Annotated in this window: 13 protein-coding genes; all 13 read left to right on the forward strand. The window is 62.4% G+C overall.

What is annotated here, in order from left to right:
* Positions 1-235: 235 nt before the first annotated feature.
* The 13 genes from tssA to tagF are packed head-to-tail and all read left to right on the forward strand — an operon-like array spanning position 236 to position 16316.
* On the forward strand, positions 236-1414 hold the full coding sequence (gene tssA / locus NKI58_RS12210) for a type VI secretion system protein TssA (RefSeq protein ID WP_352592751.1): 1179 nt from the start codon (positions 236-238) through the stop codon (positions 1412-1414).
* Positions 1415-1420: 6 nt separating this feature from the next.
* Positions 1421-1960 (forward strand): type VI secretion system contractile sheath small subunit, encoded by a 540-nt coding sequence (gene tssB, locus NKI58_RS12215; protein ID WP_352592754.1) that lies wholly within the window; start codon positions 1421-1423, stop codon positions 1958-1960.
* Positions 1961-1962: 2 nt separating this feature from the next.
* Positions 1963-3468 carry a type VI secretion system contractile sheath large subunit gene (gene tssC / locus NKI58_RS12220; RefSeq protein ID WP_352592757.1) on the forward strand — a complete coding sequence of 502 codons (1506 nt, stop codon included), beginning with the start codon at positions 1963-1965 and terminating at the stop codon, positions 3466-3468.
* Between the two features lie 46 nt (positions 3469-3514).
* Positions 3515-3976, forward strand: coding sequence for an Hcp family type VI secretion system effector (locus tag NKI58_RS12225; RefSeq protein WP_352592760.1), 462 nt, complete (start codon positions 3515-3517; stop codon positions 3974-3976).
* Positions 3963-4718, forward strand: a complete 756-nt coding sequence (gene tssE, locus NKI58_RS12230) for a type VI secretion system baseplate subunit TssE (RefSeq protein WP_352592966.1) — start codon at positions 3963-3965, stop codon at positions 4716-4718. The genes NKI58_RS12225 and tssE overlap by 14 nt, the downstream gene beginning before the upstream one ends.
* A gap of 1 nt (position 4719) precedes the next feature.
* Complete coding sequence (gene tssF / locus NKI58_RS12235) at positions 4720-6594, forward strand: type VI secretion system baseplate subunit TssF (protein ID WP_352592763.1); 1875 nt, start codon at positions 4720-4722, stop codon at positions 6592-6594.
* Positions 6558-7619: a type VI secretion system baseplate subunit TssG gene (tssG, locus tag NKI58_RS12240; protein WP_352592765.1), complete on the forward strand. Its 1062-nt coding sequence runs from the start codon at positions 6558-6560 to the stop codon at positions 7617-7619. The genes tssF and tssG overlap by 37 nt, the downstream gene beginning before the upstream one ends.
* A complete protein-coding gene (tagH, locus tag NKI58_RS12245) occupies positions 7616-9094 on the forward strand; it encodes a type VI secretion system-associated FHA domain protein TagH (protein WP_352853239.1) in 1479 nt (492 codons plus the stop codon). Before tssG ends, tagH begins: the two co-directional genes overlap by 4 nt.
* Before the next feature lie 3 nt (positions 9095-9097).
* Complete coding sequence (gene tssJ / locus NKI58_RS12250) at positions 9098-9553, forward strand: type VI secretion system lipoprotein TssJ (RefSeq protein ID WP_352592769.1); 456 nt, start codon at positions 9098-9100, stop codon at positions 9551-9553.
* 39 nt (positions 9554-9592) lie between these two features.
* The gene (gene tssK, locus NKI58_RS12255; RefSeq protein WP_352592772.1) at positions 9593-10927 is read left to right on the forward strand and encodes a type VI secretion system baseplate subunit TssK; all 1335 of its coding nucleotides are present in this window, start codon (positions 9593-9595) and stop codon (positions 10925-10927) included.
* Between the two features lie 4 nt (positions 10928-10931).
* Positions 10932-12254 carry a type IVB secretion system protein IcmH/DotU gene (gene icmH / locus NKI58_RS12260; protein ID WP_352592774.1) on the forward strand — a complete coding sequence of 441 codons (1323 nt, stop codon included), beginning with the start codon at positions 10932-10934 and terminating at the stop codon, positions 12252-12254.
* Position 12255: 1 nt separating this feature from the next.
* Positions 12256-15792: a type VI secretion system membrane subunit TssM gene (gene tssM, locus NKI58_RS12265; protein ID WP_352592777.1), complete on the forward strand. Its 3537-nt coding sequence runs from the start codon at positions 12256-12258 to the stop codon at positions 15790-15792.
* Entirely contained in the window at positions 15774-16316 is a 543-nt protein-coding gene (gene tagF / locus NKI58_RS12270) for a type VI secretion system-associated protein TagF (protein ID WP_352592780.1), read from the forward strand. Before tssM ends, tagF begins: the two co-directional genes overlap by 19 nt.
* Positions 16317-16333 lie beyond the last annotated feature (17 nt).

Genomic DNA, 16333 nt, shown 5'->3' on the forward strand with positions numbered 1-16333 from the left:
CTGCCATTTGTGAAAGGTCTCGCCTCACCGACTACAAACAACCACGCGACCGGCAGGCCCGATGCGATGGCTTTCAGATGCTGAGTTCGGCAGTTACGCCAGCGATTTCAGCACTCAAGAGTCGGCTAAGTTAGCTTTCGTTAATTTTTCAGCGATCGCTGAATTGTGGTGAGGTGCAGCCGTGTGATAACGTAAGGGCAGGCATGGCCTCAGGGCCAGTCACTGGGGGATCGGTGTGATAGATATCGCACTCTGGCTTGCTCCGCTCGACGGTGAAAATCCGTCCGGCGAAGATTTGCGCAACGATCCGATGTTTCATGAACTGGAGCGCCTGACAGAGCCTCAGGTCAAGGTTGTCCATGATGGCAACAACAAGCCAGTCTCGCAAAGCACCATTCCCGTCGACTGGCCAGCAGTACTCACCAAGGCCGAGGAATTGCGCGCGCGTGGCCGCGACCTGCGCCTGATTGTCATTGTCACACGCGCACTGGCCAACGAGCAGGGACTGGCCGGGTTGGCGCAGGGTCTGACGCTTATTGGGCGGACATTCGACCAGCATTGGGAAACCATGCACCCGTCGCTGCGGCCCAACACGCCGCCTCGCGAAGCGGCCTTGCGCCGCATCAACGCGCTGCTCGACGTTCAAAATGGTCAGGACGGGCTGCTGGCCAACCTGCGGCAAATGACTTTCTTTGCGCCACGCTCGATCGGGCCGATCAGCGGACGCGACCTGGAACAAGCTGCGCTCGACGATCGTGTCATGCTGCAAGAAGCAGCGTCAGGGTTGAATGCGGCCGAAAAAGCAGCGCTTGTCAGTGCGCACGGACAACTGTTGAACCGGGTCCGTGCCGGGTGCGCGGCACAGGCGGACCAAGCCAATGAGGAAATGCATTCGCTCATTACCAATGCGCGGGCAGCGGTCGCGGCACTGGAAGCCGTCGAGACAGCCCTCAACGCTCACCTTGAGGGCAGCGGCGGCACCACTATCCCGGAATTGAAACGGTTCCTGCAGCGTTTGCTAACAATCCTCGAGCGCAACTCGGCTGCCGGCGCGATGGCAAATGGCCCAGTAAACCCGTCCGCTTCGCCTGCAGAACCGGTAATGCCTGCCCGAAACGGTCATGGAGCCGATACTATGGCAAGTGTGGCTAGCTACGCTGACTCGAGCACCGCACTTCCCGACCGGATTACTTCGCGCGACGACGTGGTGAAATGCCTGGACCTCGTGGTCGCCTTTTATGACCGCACCGAACCGTCCAGTCCGATTCCGCACCTCGCCCGCCGTGTACGCCGGATGGTGCATATGGATTTTGTTGAACTGATGGAAGATCTCGCCCCGTCGGGATTGAAGGAATTCCGGCTTCTTGCCGGCGTTCCCGATGCCAAGAAGACGGTCCAGAAGGATGAAAGGTAGCAAGCCATGCCAGCCGAAAGCAAAGCGAAGGTCATCGAACGCAATCGAGCGCCGCGGGTGCAGATCGCCTATGATGTGGAAACCTACGGCAGTCCGACGACAATCGAACTGCCGTTCGTCATGGCCGTGATGGCCGACCTTTCGGGCGCTTCGCAGACCAAGGAAGCGATGAAGTCGGTGCTGGACCGCTCCTTTGTCGAAACCGACGCGAACCGGTTCCCACGTTTCATGGAAGCGCTCGGACCGCGCGTGAAAGCCCGCGTGAAGAATACGCTGCCCCAGGCTGAGGGCGCCGAGCGGGACGAGGAACTGGCGCTTGATCTTACCTTCACCAAGATGGGCGATTTCGCACCAGACAAGATCGCCGAGCAAGTTCCGCAATTGGCCGAAATCCTCAAAATGCGTCGCCAGCTCGAGGAACTTCTCGGCTTCATGGACGGTCGCGTCGACGCCGAAAAGCGCATTGCGCAACTTCTCAATAACGAGCCGCTTCTTGGCAGGATCGCCAGCCAGGCACTGGCCGACGACGATAAGGCAGGGGAATGACCATGGCCGAACAGCAAAAGACTGCCGCCGTCACCGCCGCGGCCGAAGCCATCGACCTTGGCGAATTCAGCGACCTCCTCGAGAAGGATTTCAAGGTCAAGAAAGACGACAGCGAGAAGCTGCAGCAGCTCGTGCGCAATCTCGCGCTTGCGGCGCAATCGCGGTCCGATACCACCACCATCTCGTCCAATGCGATCAAGTCGATCAAGTCGCTGATCGCCGGGATCGACAAGATGCTGTCGGAACAGGTCAATGAGATCCTGCACGCGCCGGAAGTGCGCGAAATCGAGGGCACATGGCGCGGCCTGTGGTATCTCGTCAACAATACCGAGACGGATCAGAAGCTGAAGATCCGGGTGATGAACATTTCCAAGCAGCAGCTGGCCGACACGCTCGAAGATTATGAGGGCCAGATGTGGGATCAGAGCCCGATCTTCAAGAAACTCTATACGGACGAGTATTCGATGCTTGGCGGCGAGCCTATCGGCTGTGTGATTGGCGCCTACGAATTCTCCAACCACCCGCGCGATGTCGGTCTTTTGCGCAACATCTCCGGGATCTGCGCCTCTGCACACACGCCGTTCATCGCAGCTGCCTCGCCGCGCCTGTTCCGTATGGACAGCTGGCAGGAATTGCCGAACCCGCAAGACCTGCAGCAGATCGTCTCAAACCCGGCCTATGCCTCGTGGCAGTCACTGCGCGAGAGCGAAGACGCGCGCTACATCGGCCTGACCATGCCTCGCGTTCTGGCAAGGCTGCCGTATGGGACAGATACCGTTCCGGTGAAGAGCTTCACCTTCGAGGAGGAAGTGCAGGGCGATCACAACAAATATGTCTGGATGAATGCAGCCTTCCCGATGGGCGTGAATATCAACCGCAGCCACAAGCTCTATGGCTGGGGCACGCAGATCCGCGGCGTCGAAAATGGCGGCACGGTCCTCAACCTGCCGGTGCACAGCTTCCCGACCGATGATGGCTCCATAGCGATGAAATGTCCAACGGAGGTCGCCATCGACGACCGGCGCGAGGCGGAGCTGGCCAAGCTCGGCCTGATGCCCATCCTGCATCGAAAGAACACCGATCTCGCCGCCTTCATTGGCGCCCATTCGCTGCAGGACGACGAGACAAGGGCGGGACGGCTGGTCGACCCCGATGCGCAGGCCAACGAGCGGCTGAGCGCCAACCTGCCCTACCTTTTCCCGGTCTCGCGCTTTGCCCACTACCTCAAGGCGATCGCGCGCGACAAGGTCGGTTCGTTCAAGGAGCGCTCCGACATGCAGATCTGGCTGACCGAATGGATCAACCGGTATGTGCTGGCCAACCCGGCCTTTGCCGACGACAAGGCGCGCGCCAAGCGCCCGCTCGCCGCCGCCGAGGTTCAGGTGGACAGCGTGGAAGGGCGCCCCGGCTACTACAATGCCCGCTTCTATCTGCGCCCGCATTATCAGCTGGAGGGTATCAATGCCTCGCTCCGACTGGTTTCGGAACTTCCGTCGGTAAAGACTTGATTTGCAGCAACAACATCTTGGTTTTTGAAAGCGGTGGAGAAAGACAATGCCCACAAATACGAAGATTGATGGCTTTCTGAAGGTTCCGGATATCAAGGGTCCAAGCACTCGAGATGGCCATGAGGATGAAATCGAAATCCATGGCGTCGATTACAAGATGATCGCACCCTATGATCCAAATTCGCTCTCGCGTCGCGGTCGTGTGTCCTTGGGTATGATCAAGTTCACCAAGCACTATGACAAGGCTTCGCCCTACCTGAAAAAGGCGCTGTTCGAAAACAAGGCCCTGGACGAAGTCGTGTTTTCGGCACGGCGGACCATTGATGGCGAGACCAAGGATTACCTGGTCGTCACACTCACCGACGCCTCGATCATGGAATACGACATGTCGCAGGCCGAGGATGAGGAGGACCTGATCGAGGAAGAGGTCAGCTTTGCCTACAAGAAGATAAAGTTCGTCTACGACGACAACGACGAAATCGAAATGGATGTCTATGTCGGCAAGTGAGGCCCGGCGGCCCGGCGCGGACAAGTCGCTGGCTAGCGGCAGTTCGCGAGCAAAGCGCGAAGCAGTCCAGCCCTCTCTATGGGACCGCCTCGTAAACGATCTGCCGGGTATGACTTCCGAGATAGACGGGCTGCGCCAGGCCTTGCAGGACGAGCTTGGCGCGGAGCGGCTGGACAATCTGGTTGCGGCCAGTGCGCGGCTCATCGACGCGGACGCGGAGTTGACGGCCGACCAGAAGCGGCGTCTGCATCGCCTGGCCTTTCAGAGCCAGCACCGCGCTGAAATCGAAAGCCGCGGCGTGGTGGTGTCGGCTCGTGTGCTCAAGGAAGCCGTGCGGCGCGATGTCGAGGCTTTGTTCAACACAGAGCGCTTCGAGGCCGTTCCGCTTCTTTCCGATCTTGAAAGCGAACAGGCCGCGGACAACCCGCCGTCGCTCGCCGATTTTCCGGAGGTGCGTCGCAGCGTCGTCAATTACGGCGTGCCTTCCTTCTCGGGCCGTTCTTCCCGCGACTTTGATCGCGAGGCCCTTGCGCGCGAGATCCGCTCGGTGCTTGCCACCTTCGAGCCGCGTCTCAAGGACAGTGCAACAAAAGTTACGGTAACCCTTGGCGACAAAACCGTGGGCCTGAAGATCGAGATAGATGCGGTGTTGATCATGACGCCGACGCCCGAACGCATGCGCCTGCGCACCACGATCAATCTCGATAACGGCTTGGCTCGGACCGAATTTAGGGAAGCCTGAGATGGACCGGGTCTTCGTAGAATATTACGAGGAGGAACTGACCCATATCCGTGCGCTCGCGGCAGAATTTGCCGACATGCATCCGGCGGTGGCGCGCAACCTTTCACTCGATACGGTCCCCTGTCCGGACCCCTACGTCGAGCGGCTGCTTGACGGCGTTGCTTTCTTGGCCGCGCGGACCCGGCTCAAGGTCGATGCGGAACGCTCGCGTTTCTCGCGCGCCGTCCTTGATGTTCTCTATCCCGATCTTGTCACGCCGGCGCCGGCAACGGCCATGGTGGTGCTCAAACCCGGCCAGCAGGTCCAGACAATGATTGGGGGTCATGTCGTCAAGCGCAATACGCGTCTGGTTTCCAGCCTCCAGCCTGGCCTGTCGACGCGTTCCACGTTCACCACCGCCCAGGACATGACGCTGTGGCCGATTGCGATCACGTCGGTCGGCTATTTTCAGGATCGCAGCGCCTTGGCGGCAGCCGGCATCACGCGGATCGGCGGTGTGGATGGCGAGGCGGCGCTTCGCATCACGCTGGCTCGTACCGGAAAAGGCAAGCTCGACGAACTGTCGCTCGACCGGCTTGATCTCTATTTTGCCGCGCGCACCAAGGCACCACTGCTTTTCGACGCGATTTTCGGCGCCTGCTCGGCCGTTGGTACACGACCGGAAGGCAAGGCCAACCCGATATCGGCGTTGCCGGTACCTGAAATGGTCGGCATCAGCGATGACGAGGCGCTGATGCCTCGTACACGTCCGACGTTCGAAGGATACCGTCTTCTGCGCGAATACTTCATGATGCCGGAGCGCTTTCACTATGCTCGGATTTCGGGGTTGCAGCCCATTGTGCGCAGATGCACAGCCGAGCTCGAGATCATCTTCATCTTCAGGCGTCCGGTGCCTGAACTTGCCGATCTGACGGCGGCCGATTTTGAACTTTTCGCAACGCCGATCATCAATCTGTTCGAGCGTGAGTGCAACGTCGTCGAGCTCGATCCGCGCAAGACGCGGCAGGTGCTGCATGCCGACCGCACGCGAGCGCGGGACTTCGAAATCTATCGGGTTATCCGCGTCGAGGACGCCGACAGTGAGGGGAGCGACGCCGCAATCCCGGAGCTCTTCAGCCTGGGACAGAACCGCGGCAGCGGTTGGGTTTATTCCACCGAACGGCGCCCACGCCGCCCGACGGAGGAGGAACGGCGCGACGGCCTCACCCGCACTTCATACACGGGCGACGACGTTTTCCTGGCGATTTCACGCCCCGCGGAAAGTCCGCCGAACCGGCCGCTGAAGCGCGTCGACATCGTGGCGCTCTGCACCAACCGCGATCTGCCGATCCTTGACGACAACCCTACCTTGACGCTGGAAGCCGGCGATCCGGTCGAAACAATCCGGCTTCTCGGCGCATTGCGCCCGCCTCGCCCAGCCATCCCCGCAGCGTTGCCGTCGGGCGCGGCGGGTGAATCGCGAGCCGACAATCTCGCCTGGCGGCTTGTATCGCAACTCGCGCTCAACTTCTTAAGCCTTGCAAAGGAAGGTCGCGGCGTCGATCCGCTGCATGCGCTGCTTGAGCTATACGCCGACAGGGGAGACCCGAGCCTCGCCCGCAATGTGCACTCGATCGTGCGCATCGATTCCCGGTCGGTCATCGAACGACTGCAGATCGATGGGCCGATGTGCTTCGGACGAGGCACGGAGGTGACATTGCATGTCGATCAATCGGTCCTGGCGGGGCAGAGCACCTTGCTGCTTTCGGCCCTGCTGGCACGGCTGTTTGCCCGTCATGCCGGAATAAACGGCTTTGTGCGAACCCGCACATGGCTGCTGCAGAAGCAGGAGGATGTGCCATGGCCGATGACGCCCGGCAATCGCTACCTGATCTAAATAAGCCTGGTCGGTCCGAAGAGCTGTCGGATGCGTTCGACTTCTTCGAGCTGTTGCGCCGGCTCGAACGGAGAGGCGGGCTGTTCGGCTATTCCGGCCCGCCGGAGCGCGAACCCTCGCGGCTCGGGCAGCATGTCCGTCTCAGCTTTTCCGCCAAGGACTTGGCAGAATTCCGCGAAGCGACTGACCAAGCGCCCGCTCGGGTTACGGTCGCAAACATTGGTCTGATGGGACCTGAAGGTCCGATGCCCCTGCATTTGACGCGCTGGGTGCTCGATCGCCTGTCGCAACGCTGGTTCACCGGCGCCGATGCGCAGCAGACCAGCGACACGACGTTCATCGACTTCGTCAACATTCTTCAGAACCGCATGATTGCGCTGTATTATAGGGCGTGGGCGGATGCGCATCCGGCGGTTCAGGTCGAGCGCGCGGTCGGTGGGCGCGTTCGCGCCATGCTTGAAGCCATGGCGGGAATAGGGCTTCCCGGCACCCAGAACGCCGATCTGGATGCCGTGAAGCTGCGCCAGGCCGCTTCGCTTGCCAATCAGGTCGACGGCCCTGAGCGGCTGACGCTATTTCTGGCAGAGGCGTTCAAGGTGCCGGTCCAGATCAGGGAGTTCATCGCTGCCTGGATAACCATACCAGCCGCGCTTCAGACCCGCCTTGGCAAAGCCTACGCGGGGCTTGGTCGGGGAGCGACGATCGGTCCGCGCGTCTTCAACCGTCAAAGCAGGCTCGAGCTCCGCGTCGGCCCACTGGGCTATGAGGACTTCAAGGCGTTCCTGCCGGGCGGTCAACGCCTCAAATTGTTGAAGCAAGCCGTTGGCGACATGGTTGGCGAATCGCTCGACGTCGATCTGCGCATCGTGCTGGCGCGCGATGCCGTTCCGCCGCCGCGTATTGGAGCCGTGCAACTCGCCCGGACCGCGTGGCTTGCGCGGCCCGCTGAAAGGGGCGATGCTGACGACATGCGGCTGCGGACATTAGTCGGCTGGCGGCAGGAAGGGGCGGAGGTCGCGGCATGAGTCTGCTGCTGACGCTGGAGCAAGGGCCACGCACCCAGGCGGTACGGCAGGCCCGGCTTGACGAGGGGGAACTGGTGATCGGCCGCAGCGCGGACGCCGGCTGGCAGATCGACGATCCCGACATGTTCGTTTCACGCGCCCATTGCAGGATCACTGGTGGGCGCGACGGATATTTCGTCACCGATACCTCGAGCAGCGGATTGTTCATAGACGACTCCGACAGGCCGCTCGGTGCCGGCAAGTCGACGCGCCTTCGCAATGGAATGCGGCTGAGACTGGGCGACTACATCGTGTATGTCGATCTGCAGACGTCGAGCCCTCAAGCCACATCTGCAGCAGCCGCAGCGTCAGTTCCGGAGCGCTCGCGGCCGGCGTCTCGGGCACCGGTCAGCATCGGCCGGGACGATTTCTTTTCAGCCGCCATGGAAGAAGAGCCGCAGCGGCCACGTCCAGCCGAGCTGCCTAACCCGTTCGAGCAGCCGATCCCGGGTGCGTTTGAACGCGCCAATTCCAGACAGCGAAGCTCGCCTGCTTTCGACGACCCGTTCAGCCTCGATCCGGTTTCAACGCCCCTGTCAAAAAGCGCCGACGCCTACCTGGAACCAGACAGCACCCCCAGCCACGCGGACCCATTCGGCCTCGACCCTATGTCGTCCCCTGAAGGCGCAACGGAGCCCGCGACGGCAAAGCTGCCGGAATTCAATGACGACTTCGGTTTTGGTCCAGCCGCGGCGCCCAGCCCGGGAAGAGATGCGGGCTCGACCGGTCAGCGCGAGCGCGACGCCCACCCACTGCAATCGGGCAATCCCTTGGAAGTGCCCGTGGGAGCGGCAAATGCCCATCCCCCAATGCGGGCAGGCGCAGCCGCCAGCCCCGCCCGCCAGCCGCCTGCGAGGCAGCACGCCGACATGGCGCTTCGCACCGCATTCCTGCGCGGCATGGGCGTCGCGGAAGCCGATTTTCCCGGGCGCGACGCCGTCGCTGAGATGGAAAAGTTCGGCCGCGAATACCGGCTTATGATGGAAGGACTGATGCAGCTGCTGCGCAAGCGTGCCGAAGAAAAGGGAAATGCTCGCGTTGCCCAGACAATGGTCGGAGCCTCCGAGGTCAATCCACTCAAGTTTCTGCCGACCGTCGACGACGCTATCGTGACGCTTATCGCCGAACGCAGCCCCGGATTTCTGGCCGGCGAAGCGGCTATCGCGGATGCGGTTCGCGATCTGGCACAGCATCACGTGCGCGCCTGGCGCGGCGTGCAGGCCGCCTTGCGGCGGATGGTCGACCGTTTTGAGCCGGCAGCCATCGAAGAAGAGCTGAAATCGAGTTCCGCGATCGGCACGCTGTTGTCGGGCGGGCGCGGCGCCAAGCTGTGGGAGCTGTACCAGAAACGCCATCGTGAAATCGCCGAGAGCGCGGAAAAGAGCTTTCTCGGCGAAATCGGCGCCGATTTTCGGGATGCATATGAGGAGGAGTAACACATGATGGATCGACGGGAATTTATCGTTGCCTTGGGTGCGACCGGGCTGCTTACGGCCTGTCAAAGCGCCGGGCCGCCAAAACCGTCGGTCATCACCGTGAAACTGACAGGGGCGGGCGGCATGAACCCTGGACCAGGCGGCGGCGACCGGCCAGTGACGGTGCTGGTCATGCGGCTGCGCAGCACCGGTAAGTTCAACTCCGCCGACTACTTTGCCTTGCAGGGGGATGCCGGCTCGGCACTGGCGGGTGATCTCATCGGATCCGACCAGATTGCCGTCGGGCCTGGAAAAACCGCGACCAAGACCATTACGGTTGAACCGGATGCGGCGGCCCTGGGCTTCGTTGCGCTCATCCGTGAGCCTGGCGGGCGAAACTGGCGGACGACCAAATCGGTTTCGCCCGGATCAAACTTTACGATCAATGTCACACTCGGCAGCGGCGGCATTTCCGCCTGACGGCCAAGGCAAGGGGAGCTCGACTGAGAGAGTAGCCGGATGAGCGATGCAAACAGGGTGCTGTGGTCCGAGGGCCTTTTCCTGCGGACCCAGCATTTCCAGCAGCAGGATCGTTTCTTCGAAGGGACGGTGCGCGGCGCGTTGCGGGCCGGCCAGCTGCATACGTTCGGCTTTCAGCAATTGACCCTGGATAAGGCATTGCTCGATGCCGGCCAGATCTCGATACTGTCTGCACGAGGCATTTTCCCGGACGGAACCCCCTTCTCCATTCCGGATCTGATGGACCAGCCGCGTCCGCTGCCGGTCACCCTGGATACAGGCGCCGGCCCGGTGCTGGTCGCCTTGCCGCTCGAGCCGGCCGGCGGCGTTGGCTTCGATCCGGCGCATGCGCCGCCCAGCGGTGCGCGCTATCATGGACGGATCGTTTCGGTGCGCGATGCCGTCCAGGGCGGTTCAGACCCCGAAGAAATCGAAATCGCCCGGCCGCAATCGCTGTTGCTTGCACCCGGCAAATCGGTCGGCGGCTATACCGCCCTGCCAATAGCCGACATCAAGGCGGTTCGTGCCGATGGCGGCGTTTCGCTGGACGAGACGTTCCTGCCACCGGCATTGGTTACCGGTGCAGTGGCCTGGTACCGGCAACTGCTTCTGGAAGTCGTCACAGGCCTCGACCAGATCGCCGAGGCGCATGGCAAGATGGTCATGGGCGGGCCAGGGCGCAGCGTCGAAGACCTGTTGATGCTCAACCTCGCCAACGCGGCGCGTCCGCGACTGGCCCATATGCTGGCGCAGGATGTTTTCCATCCGGCCGAACTTTACCTCGAACTGGCCGGGCTTGCCGGCTCGATGGCGACCTACGGCTCGAGCGCGCGGCGACTGGGCGAGCTGCCGGCTTACGATCACATGGCGCCCGGCCCACCGTTTTCGGCGCTGGCGGATGCATTGCGCTCACTGATCCTGAGCCTGCGTTACATCGAGCCGAAATCGCGTGCGCTGCCCGTCATGCGCCATTCGACCAATGTTTGGAAAATCCGCATCGACAATCCGAAGCTGCTGGTGGCCAGCCGGATCGTCATCCGGGTCGGTTCGGAACTGTCGGAGGACGCGCTACGCAAGATATTCGTCAACCAGGCGACCGTGGGCTCGGCCGATGAGTTCGAGGGCCTGTGGAAGTCCCGCCTGCCCGGCATCCCGCTGAAACCGCTTCATTCGCAACCGCGCGAGATTCCTTACGACGGCGATCGGCTGTGCCTTGAGCTCGACCAGAAAAGCGAGCACTGGGCATCGCTGCTCGGTGCCCCAGGCTTCGTTATTGGCGTTTCGGGTGTACTGCCGAGCGAACCGCAGGTGGACTGCTATTCGGTGAACAGGTGAAACCATGAGCCGGGATGATCCTTTCGGACTGTCGGAGGATCGCGAACGCACTCGCATCAGGCTGACCGGCACGCCGATGCCGCGACCGATGGCGGCATCCTTGCCGGGCGGGCCGGTTAAACGCTCGCGCACCCACCCGAACGGCCTTGTCAACGCCTTTGCGCCCCTGCTCGAGTTTGCGCCTGAGCTTGAAAGCGCGCTGCCACCAGAGATTCCGGAAGTGTTACGCACACGGCTGCTCGAAGAACTGGTTCGGGCACGCGACACGGCAATGGCGGCGGGGTCATCGATGGAGCGGGCCGATCAGGCAGCATGGGTGGTGGCGGCCTTGCTCGACGATCTGGCCCTGAACACGCCCTGGGGCGGGGCCAGCGCATGGCCGCGTCAGCCGCTTGTGGTCATGTTGCGCGGCGACGTCGACGCCGGCACGCAGTTCTTCACACGGCTCGACGAACTGGAACGCCATCCGAACCGCGATCGCGAATTGCTGGAACTTCAGTATGACTGCCTGGCACTCGGTTTTCGCGGCAAGTATCGCGTGCCCGGCCGGTCGGGCGATCGCTCGCTCAATGCCGTTCGTGTGGCCGCGGCACGTTTCCTGCGCGATGCCGACGCCGAGAATGGACCGCTGTCGCCGAACTGGAAAGGCGTCATCGCATCCGACGAGCCGCAGCGCTTCATCGTTCCGATCTGGGTGATGGCCTTGGCCGCGGCGGTCATCGCCACCGCGACCTATGTCGGGCTCTCGATGGGACTAAGCAGCCAGGCGGTGGAGCTTTCAGCGCTGGTCCGCGCCTTGCCGCCGCCGACCCGTGGCGACATCAGCCGCGTGTCGCCAACGGTCGATGTTCCGCCGCCGGAGAGTGTGGATTTTGCGCTGCTGCCCGAATTTGAGGCCGGGGCGCCGGGCAATCTCAGATCGGCTCTCAGCGGCACGGAGAGCGTTTCACTGGCCAAGCTGGTCATCCAGGCCTCCAACCCCGAACTGTTCCAGTCGTCGCGGCCAACACTGACGGAAGGATTCGAGCCGCTGATCGGCTCGATCGCCAAGGTGATCCTCGCCAATCGTGACCTGATCGGCAACATCACTGTGGTCGGACATACGGACAGCGTTCCTCTGCAAAGAACCAATCCGCTGTCGACCAACCAGCGACTGTCAGAGGCTCGCGCCCAGACCATTGCCGACATGCTGGTACAAAACGGAGTGCCGCAGGAACGCGTCCATTCCGAGGGCCGGGCAGCCACGGATCCAGTGGCCGACGACGGCACGCGCGAGGGCCGGGCCCTAAACCGGCGCGTTGAGGTGCTGGTCGAAAAGAGGCTGTGAGATGTTCATCCTGCGCTTCCTCTGGGCGGTCCTGACATCGCGCTGGCTGTGGACACTGATTGGCATCACGCTGCTTTCCTTGGTGATCTGGGTATTCGGGCCGATCGTCAGGGTCGGAGCCTACGACCCTTTCGCCTCGGACAATGTGCGCATCGTCATCATCGCGCTGCTGGTCATCTTCTGGCTGGTTTGGCTGATCGCTGCCCAGCGTCGCGCGATCCGTGCCAACCGGATGTTCGTCGCCGAAATCGCCGCGCCAGCGGTAGAGAAGCCACTCAGCCCCGGCGAAGAGAATGTCGCAGCCGTCGGTGCCAAGTTCGCCGAGGTCATGGCCGAGTTGAAGCGCCGCAAACTGGGCGGTCGCAAGTTCCTGCGCGAGATGCCCTGGTACGTTATCGTCGGGCCGCCGGCCACCGGCAAGACCACAGCCTTGCGCCAGTCGGGGTTGAATTTTCCGATCGACCTGACCGACGACCTGCAAGGGGTCGGCGGGACGCGCAATTGCGACTGGTTCTTTTCGGAGAGCGCCGTTCTGATCGACACTGCGGGCCGCTATGTCCAACAGGAGAGCCAACCCGATGTCGACGCGGAGGAGTGGCTGGGCTTCCTCGACCTTTTGAAGAAGCACCGGGGCCGTCGCGCGCTCAACGGTGTGATCGTCGCGCTTTCGATCGATGTGCTTTCGGAGGGCGACGACGCCATCAAGGCGCATGGCCGCAAGATCCGCCGTCGGCTGGCCGAGCTCAACGATCGCCTCGAAATCCGCCTTCCGGTCTATCTGATGCTGACCAAAGCCGACCTGATCAAGGGGTTCGAGGCATTCTTCGGCGGTTTGTCGACGGCTGCGCGCGAGCAGGTCTGGGGGACCACGTTCGCACTCGATGCGCATGTCGATGCAAAGACCATCGAGCGGGAAATCGCGACGTTAGCAACCGAGCTCGAGCGACGGCTGGTGCCCCGGCTGGAGGACGAAGACAAGCTTGCTGCCCGCGCCGAAATCTTCAGGTTTCCCGCCCAACTCGCCAGCCTGTCCGAGCCGATCCAGGTACTGATCGAGGCGATGTTTGGCGAAAGCCGGTATGAGGAGGCCGCCTGGCTGCGTGGCCTTTATCTGACGTCGGCGACCCAGGAAGGGGCGCCCATCGACCGGCTGACCGCGGCGCTGTCTGCCTCCTTCGGTCTTCCGCCGCGCCGGGCGTTGGCCGCGCCGCGTGTCGAAAAACGCAGCTTCTTCCTAAAGAATCTGCTTACCGAAGTCATCTTCAAGGAAGCGGGCCTCGGCACCTTCGATCCGCTGGCGCAACGCCGCCGCGCCTGGATCTGGCGTGGCGCGGCCGCCGCATGTGCCGCAGCCGCCCTGCTGGTCAGCGGCCTATTCACCTGGTCCTACTACGACAACCGCAACGCGATCACGGCCCAGGCAAGCCAGTTCGAGGCGCTGCAAACGCCACTGACCTCGGCCGCGGCAAACCCGGCATCGGTAGAACAGCCTGCCATCGATGTCGCCCTCGGTGCGATGGATGAGGTCGCAAATGCCCGCACCCCGCCGCCTGGCGCAGCACAGGATTTGCTGGGGCCATCAGCCTCGGCGGAACTGGTGCGGGCACAGACCGACACTTACGACCATGCTTTGCGTAACGTTCTCGAGCCGCACATGGTGGCGCTGCTCGAAGCGACGATGTGGCGGCAGATCCGCGATCCGGACTTCATGCTTGGCGCGCTGAAGACCTATCGCATGATGACCGGCCTTTCTCAGATGGATCCGGACTTCGCCCAGGGCTGGTGGGTGAACAGTCTGCCCGAATTCGCCGCGGCTGCCCCCTTTCCGACAGCTGACGCCGAAGAGCACCAGCTTGCCGCGATCCGTCGCATGGCGGTTGACGCCAGTTATATCGCCCCGGACCAGGCACTGGTTGCAGAGGCCCTGAAAACCGTCTGCACGATTTCCTTGCCGGCGCGTGCCTACAAGCAGCTGCTGGCCGACCCGGCGGTGGCTGCGCTCAAGGAATGGATTCCTGCCAACTTCGCCGGCCCCAACGGCGCCAAGGTCTTTGCGCGGCGTTCCGACAAGACGCTTCGGGTCGGCATTTCGGGAGCGTTTACCTATGCCGGCTTCCATGACGCCATTCTCGACCGGGTCGAGGATGTCGCCGCCCAGGCAGCACTTGACCGGGCGGTGTTCGCCGGCGGTTGCTCGGAAAATTCCGAAACCTCGGTGTCAGCGCTGTCAGAAGATATTCTGAAGCTTTATTACGACGACTACATCGCGCAATGGGACAGCTTCCTGCGCGACATGAGGCTTGCGCCATTGACCGATCTCAACGTCGCCAGTGAGAACCTCAAGGATCTTTCAAGTGCCGACTCCGCGCTGAAGCGCCTGGTCACCGCGGTGGTCCAGGAGACCGAGCTTACGCGATCCGATGAAGCGCCGGGAAACGACAAGGCAGCGGCGGCAGGTGGCTCGAAACTGCTTGGCAAGCTGGGCAAGCTTGGCAAGATCGTAAAAACCGGAGCAAAGCTTTTGCCGCGCGCCGGCTCCGCCGACGAGGTGGATCTTACCGGCAGTCTGGTGGCCGAGCATTTCAAGCCGCTCAAGGGTGCCATCGCCGAGGTCGACGGCCAGCCGCCGGCGCTCGACGCCGCCATTGTCGCGCTCACCGCACTGTCCAACGTGCTGCAGACGGTGACGGCCAATCCCGATCCTCAGGACGCCATCAAGAAGCAGGGCGGCCTCGCCGAACTGACTGGAGCGGTTGCCAGGCAGGCGCAGATCCTGCCCGACCCAATCGATGATTGGTTGGGCGGTATTGCCGGCGATACCAGCGGCCTGACGCAGAAGGCGGTCACCTCGGAGCTCAATGCCATCTGGCGAGCCGATATCCTGCCGTTCTGCCAGGCAGCACTCAACAACCGCTATCCTTTCAGCCCTGACAGCGCCGTCGACGTCAATGTCCGCGACTTCGCCCGTCTGTTCGGACCGGCAGGGCTGATCGACACCTTCATCAACGACCATCTGATCAGCTATGTCGACACGTCAGCGCAGCCATGGGAATGGCGCGCCGATTTCGGCCTCGACCCGTCGGCACTGGCCGCGTTCGAACAGGCAAGGCGGATCCGCGATGATCTCTTTCCCGGTGGTACAGGCCCGCTGATGAGCTTCACACTCGAGCCGAAGGATTTGTCGCCCAACGTCGCGCGCGTGACGCTCAATCTGGATGGCCAGAACCTCGTCTATTATAACAACGCAACGAGGCCGCAGCCGATGACGTGGCCCGGCAAGGACGGCACGGGCGTCATCTCGCTTGCCTTCCAGCCGATCGATGGCTCGCCCGAGATCTTGCTCAACGAGACCGGCAGCTGGGCGTGGCTGAGAATGTTGCGCAGCGGTCGCTTCACCGGCACCTCGCTGTCGGACGTCTACAGCCTGCGTCTGGGCACCAAAGGCATGTACGCCGATTTCCAACTCAAGGCCGCCAGCGTCGAAAACCCTTACAACCTGCAAATGTTCAAGAAATTCTCATGTCCGCCGCAGATATGATCCTGCCCGGCTTCTACGGCAAAATGCCCGCCACCGGCGATTTCGTCACGCGGCGATTGCCGGGGGATTTTGTTCGCGTCTGGGACCGCTGGCTGGCGCAGCATGTCGTGCCGCTGATCGGCTCGGAATCTTGGCCGCGCAGCACCGCGCTGCGCTTCCTGGCCGGCCCGGCTTCCTTCGGCGCATCGGCAGGCATCATCTTGCAGAGCGCCGACCGGGTAGGCAGGCAGTTTCCGCTGACTGTCGTCGCGCAGCTTCCTGACGCGTCCATTCAGTTGGCTCGCGCCGATGCGTGGTTTTCCAAGATCGAAGAGGCTGCCATCGGCGCCCAGCACGGCGAGTTGACGCCTGACGAACTGGATATCGCTTTGGCCGTACTGCCGGTGCCGCCGGTCGAGCCGGGCGAAGAGGTCATCAGCGATATGGTGATGTGGACGGCGCACTCCGACGTTTTCGATATCGATCCGCAATCTCCGCAAGCGATGCTGGAGCAAATCCTTGCCGCCAGCTGGGAGACCAGCTGATGCAGGCGAATTTGACG

Source organism: Mesorhizobium sp. M0522, from assembly GCF_040321085.1.
GTDB lineage: Bacteria > Pseudomonadota > Alphaproteobacteria > Rhizobiales > Rhizobiaceae > Mesorhizobium.

Coding starts and splice junctions, on each gene's coding strand:
- tssB (WP_352592754.1), top strand. CDS start 1,421: ATGCCAGCCGAAAGCAAAGCGAAGGTCATCGAACGCAATCGAGCGCCG.
- tssC (WP_352592757.1), top strand. CDS start 1,963: ATGGCCGAACAGCAAAAGACTGCCGCCGTCACCGCCGCGGCCGAAGCC.
- NKI58_RS12225 (WP_352592760.1), top strand. CDS start 3,515: ATGCCCACAAATACGAAGATTGATGGCTTTCTGAAGGTTCCGGATATC.
- tssE (WP_352592966.1), top strand. CDS start 3,963: ATGTCGGCAAGTGAGGCCCGGCGGCCCGGCGCGGACAAGTCGCTGGCT.
- tssF (WP_352592763.1), top strand. CDS start 4,720: ATGGACCGGGTCTTCGTAGAATATTACGAGGAGGAACTGACCCATATC.
- tssG (WP_352592765.1), top strand. CDS start 6,558: ATGGCCGATGACGCCCGGCAATCGCTACCTGATCTAAATAAGCCTGGT.
- tagH (WP_352853239.1), top strand. CDS start 7,616: ATGAGTCTGCTGCTGACGCTGGAGCAAGGGCCACGCACCCAGGCGGTA.
- tssJ (WP_352592769.1), top strand. CDS start 9,098: ATGATGGATCGACGGGAATTTATCGTTGCCTTGGGTGCGACCGGGCTG.
- tssK (WP_352592772.1), top strand. CDS start 9,593: ATGAGCGATGCAAACAGGGTGCTGTGGTCCGAGGGCCTTTTCCTGCGG.
- icmH (WP_352592774.1), top strand. CDS start 10,932: ATGAGCCGGGATGATCCTTTCGGACTGTCGGAGGATCGCGAACGCACT.
- tssM (WP_352592777.1), top strand. CDS start 12,256: ATGTTCATCCTGCGCTTCCTCTGGGCGGTCCTGACATCGCGCTGGCTG.
- tagF (WP_352592780.1), top strand. CDS start 15,774: ATGTCCGCCGCAGATATGATCCTGCCCGGCTTCTACGGCAAAATGCCC.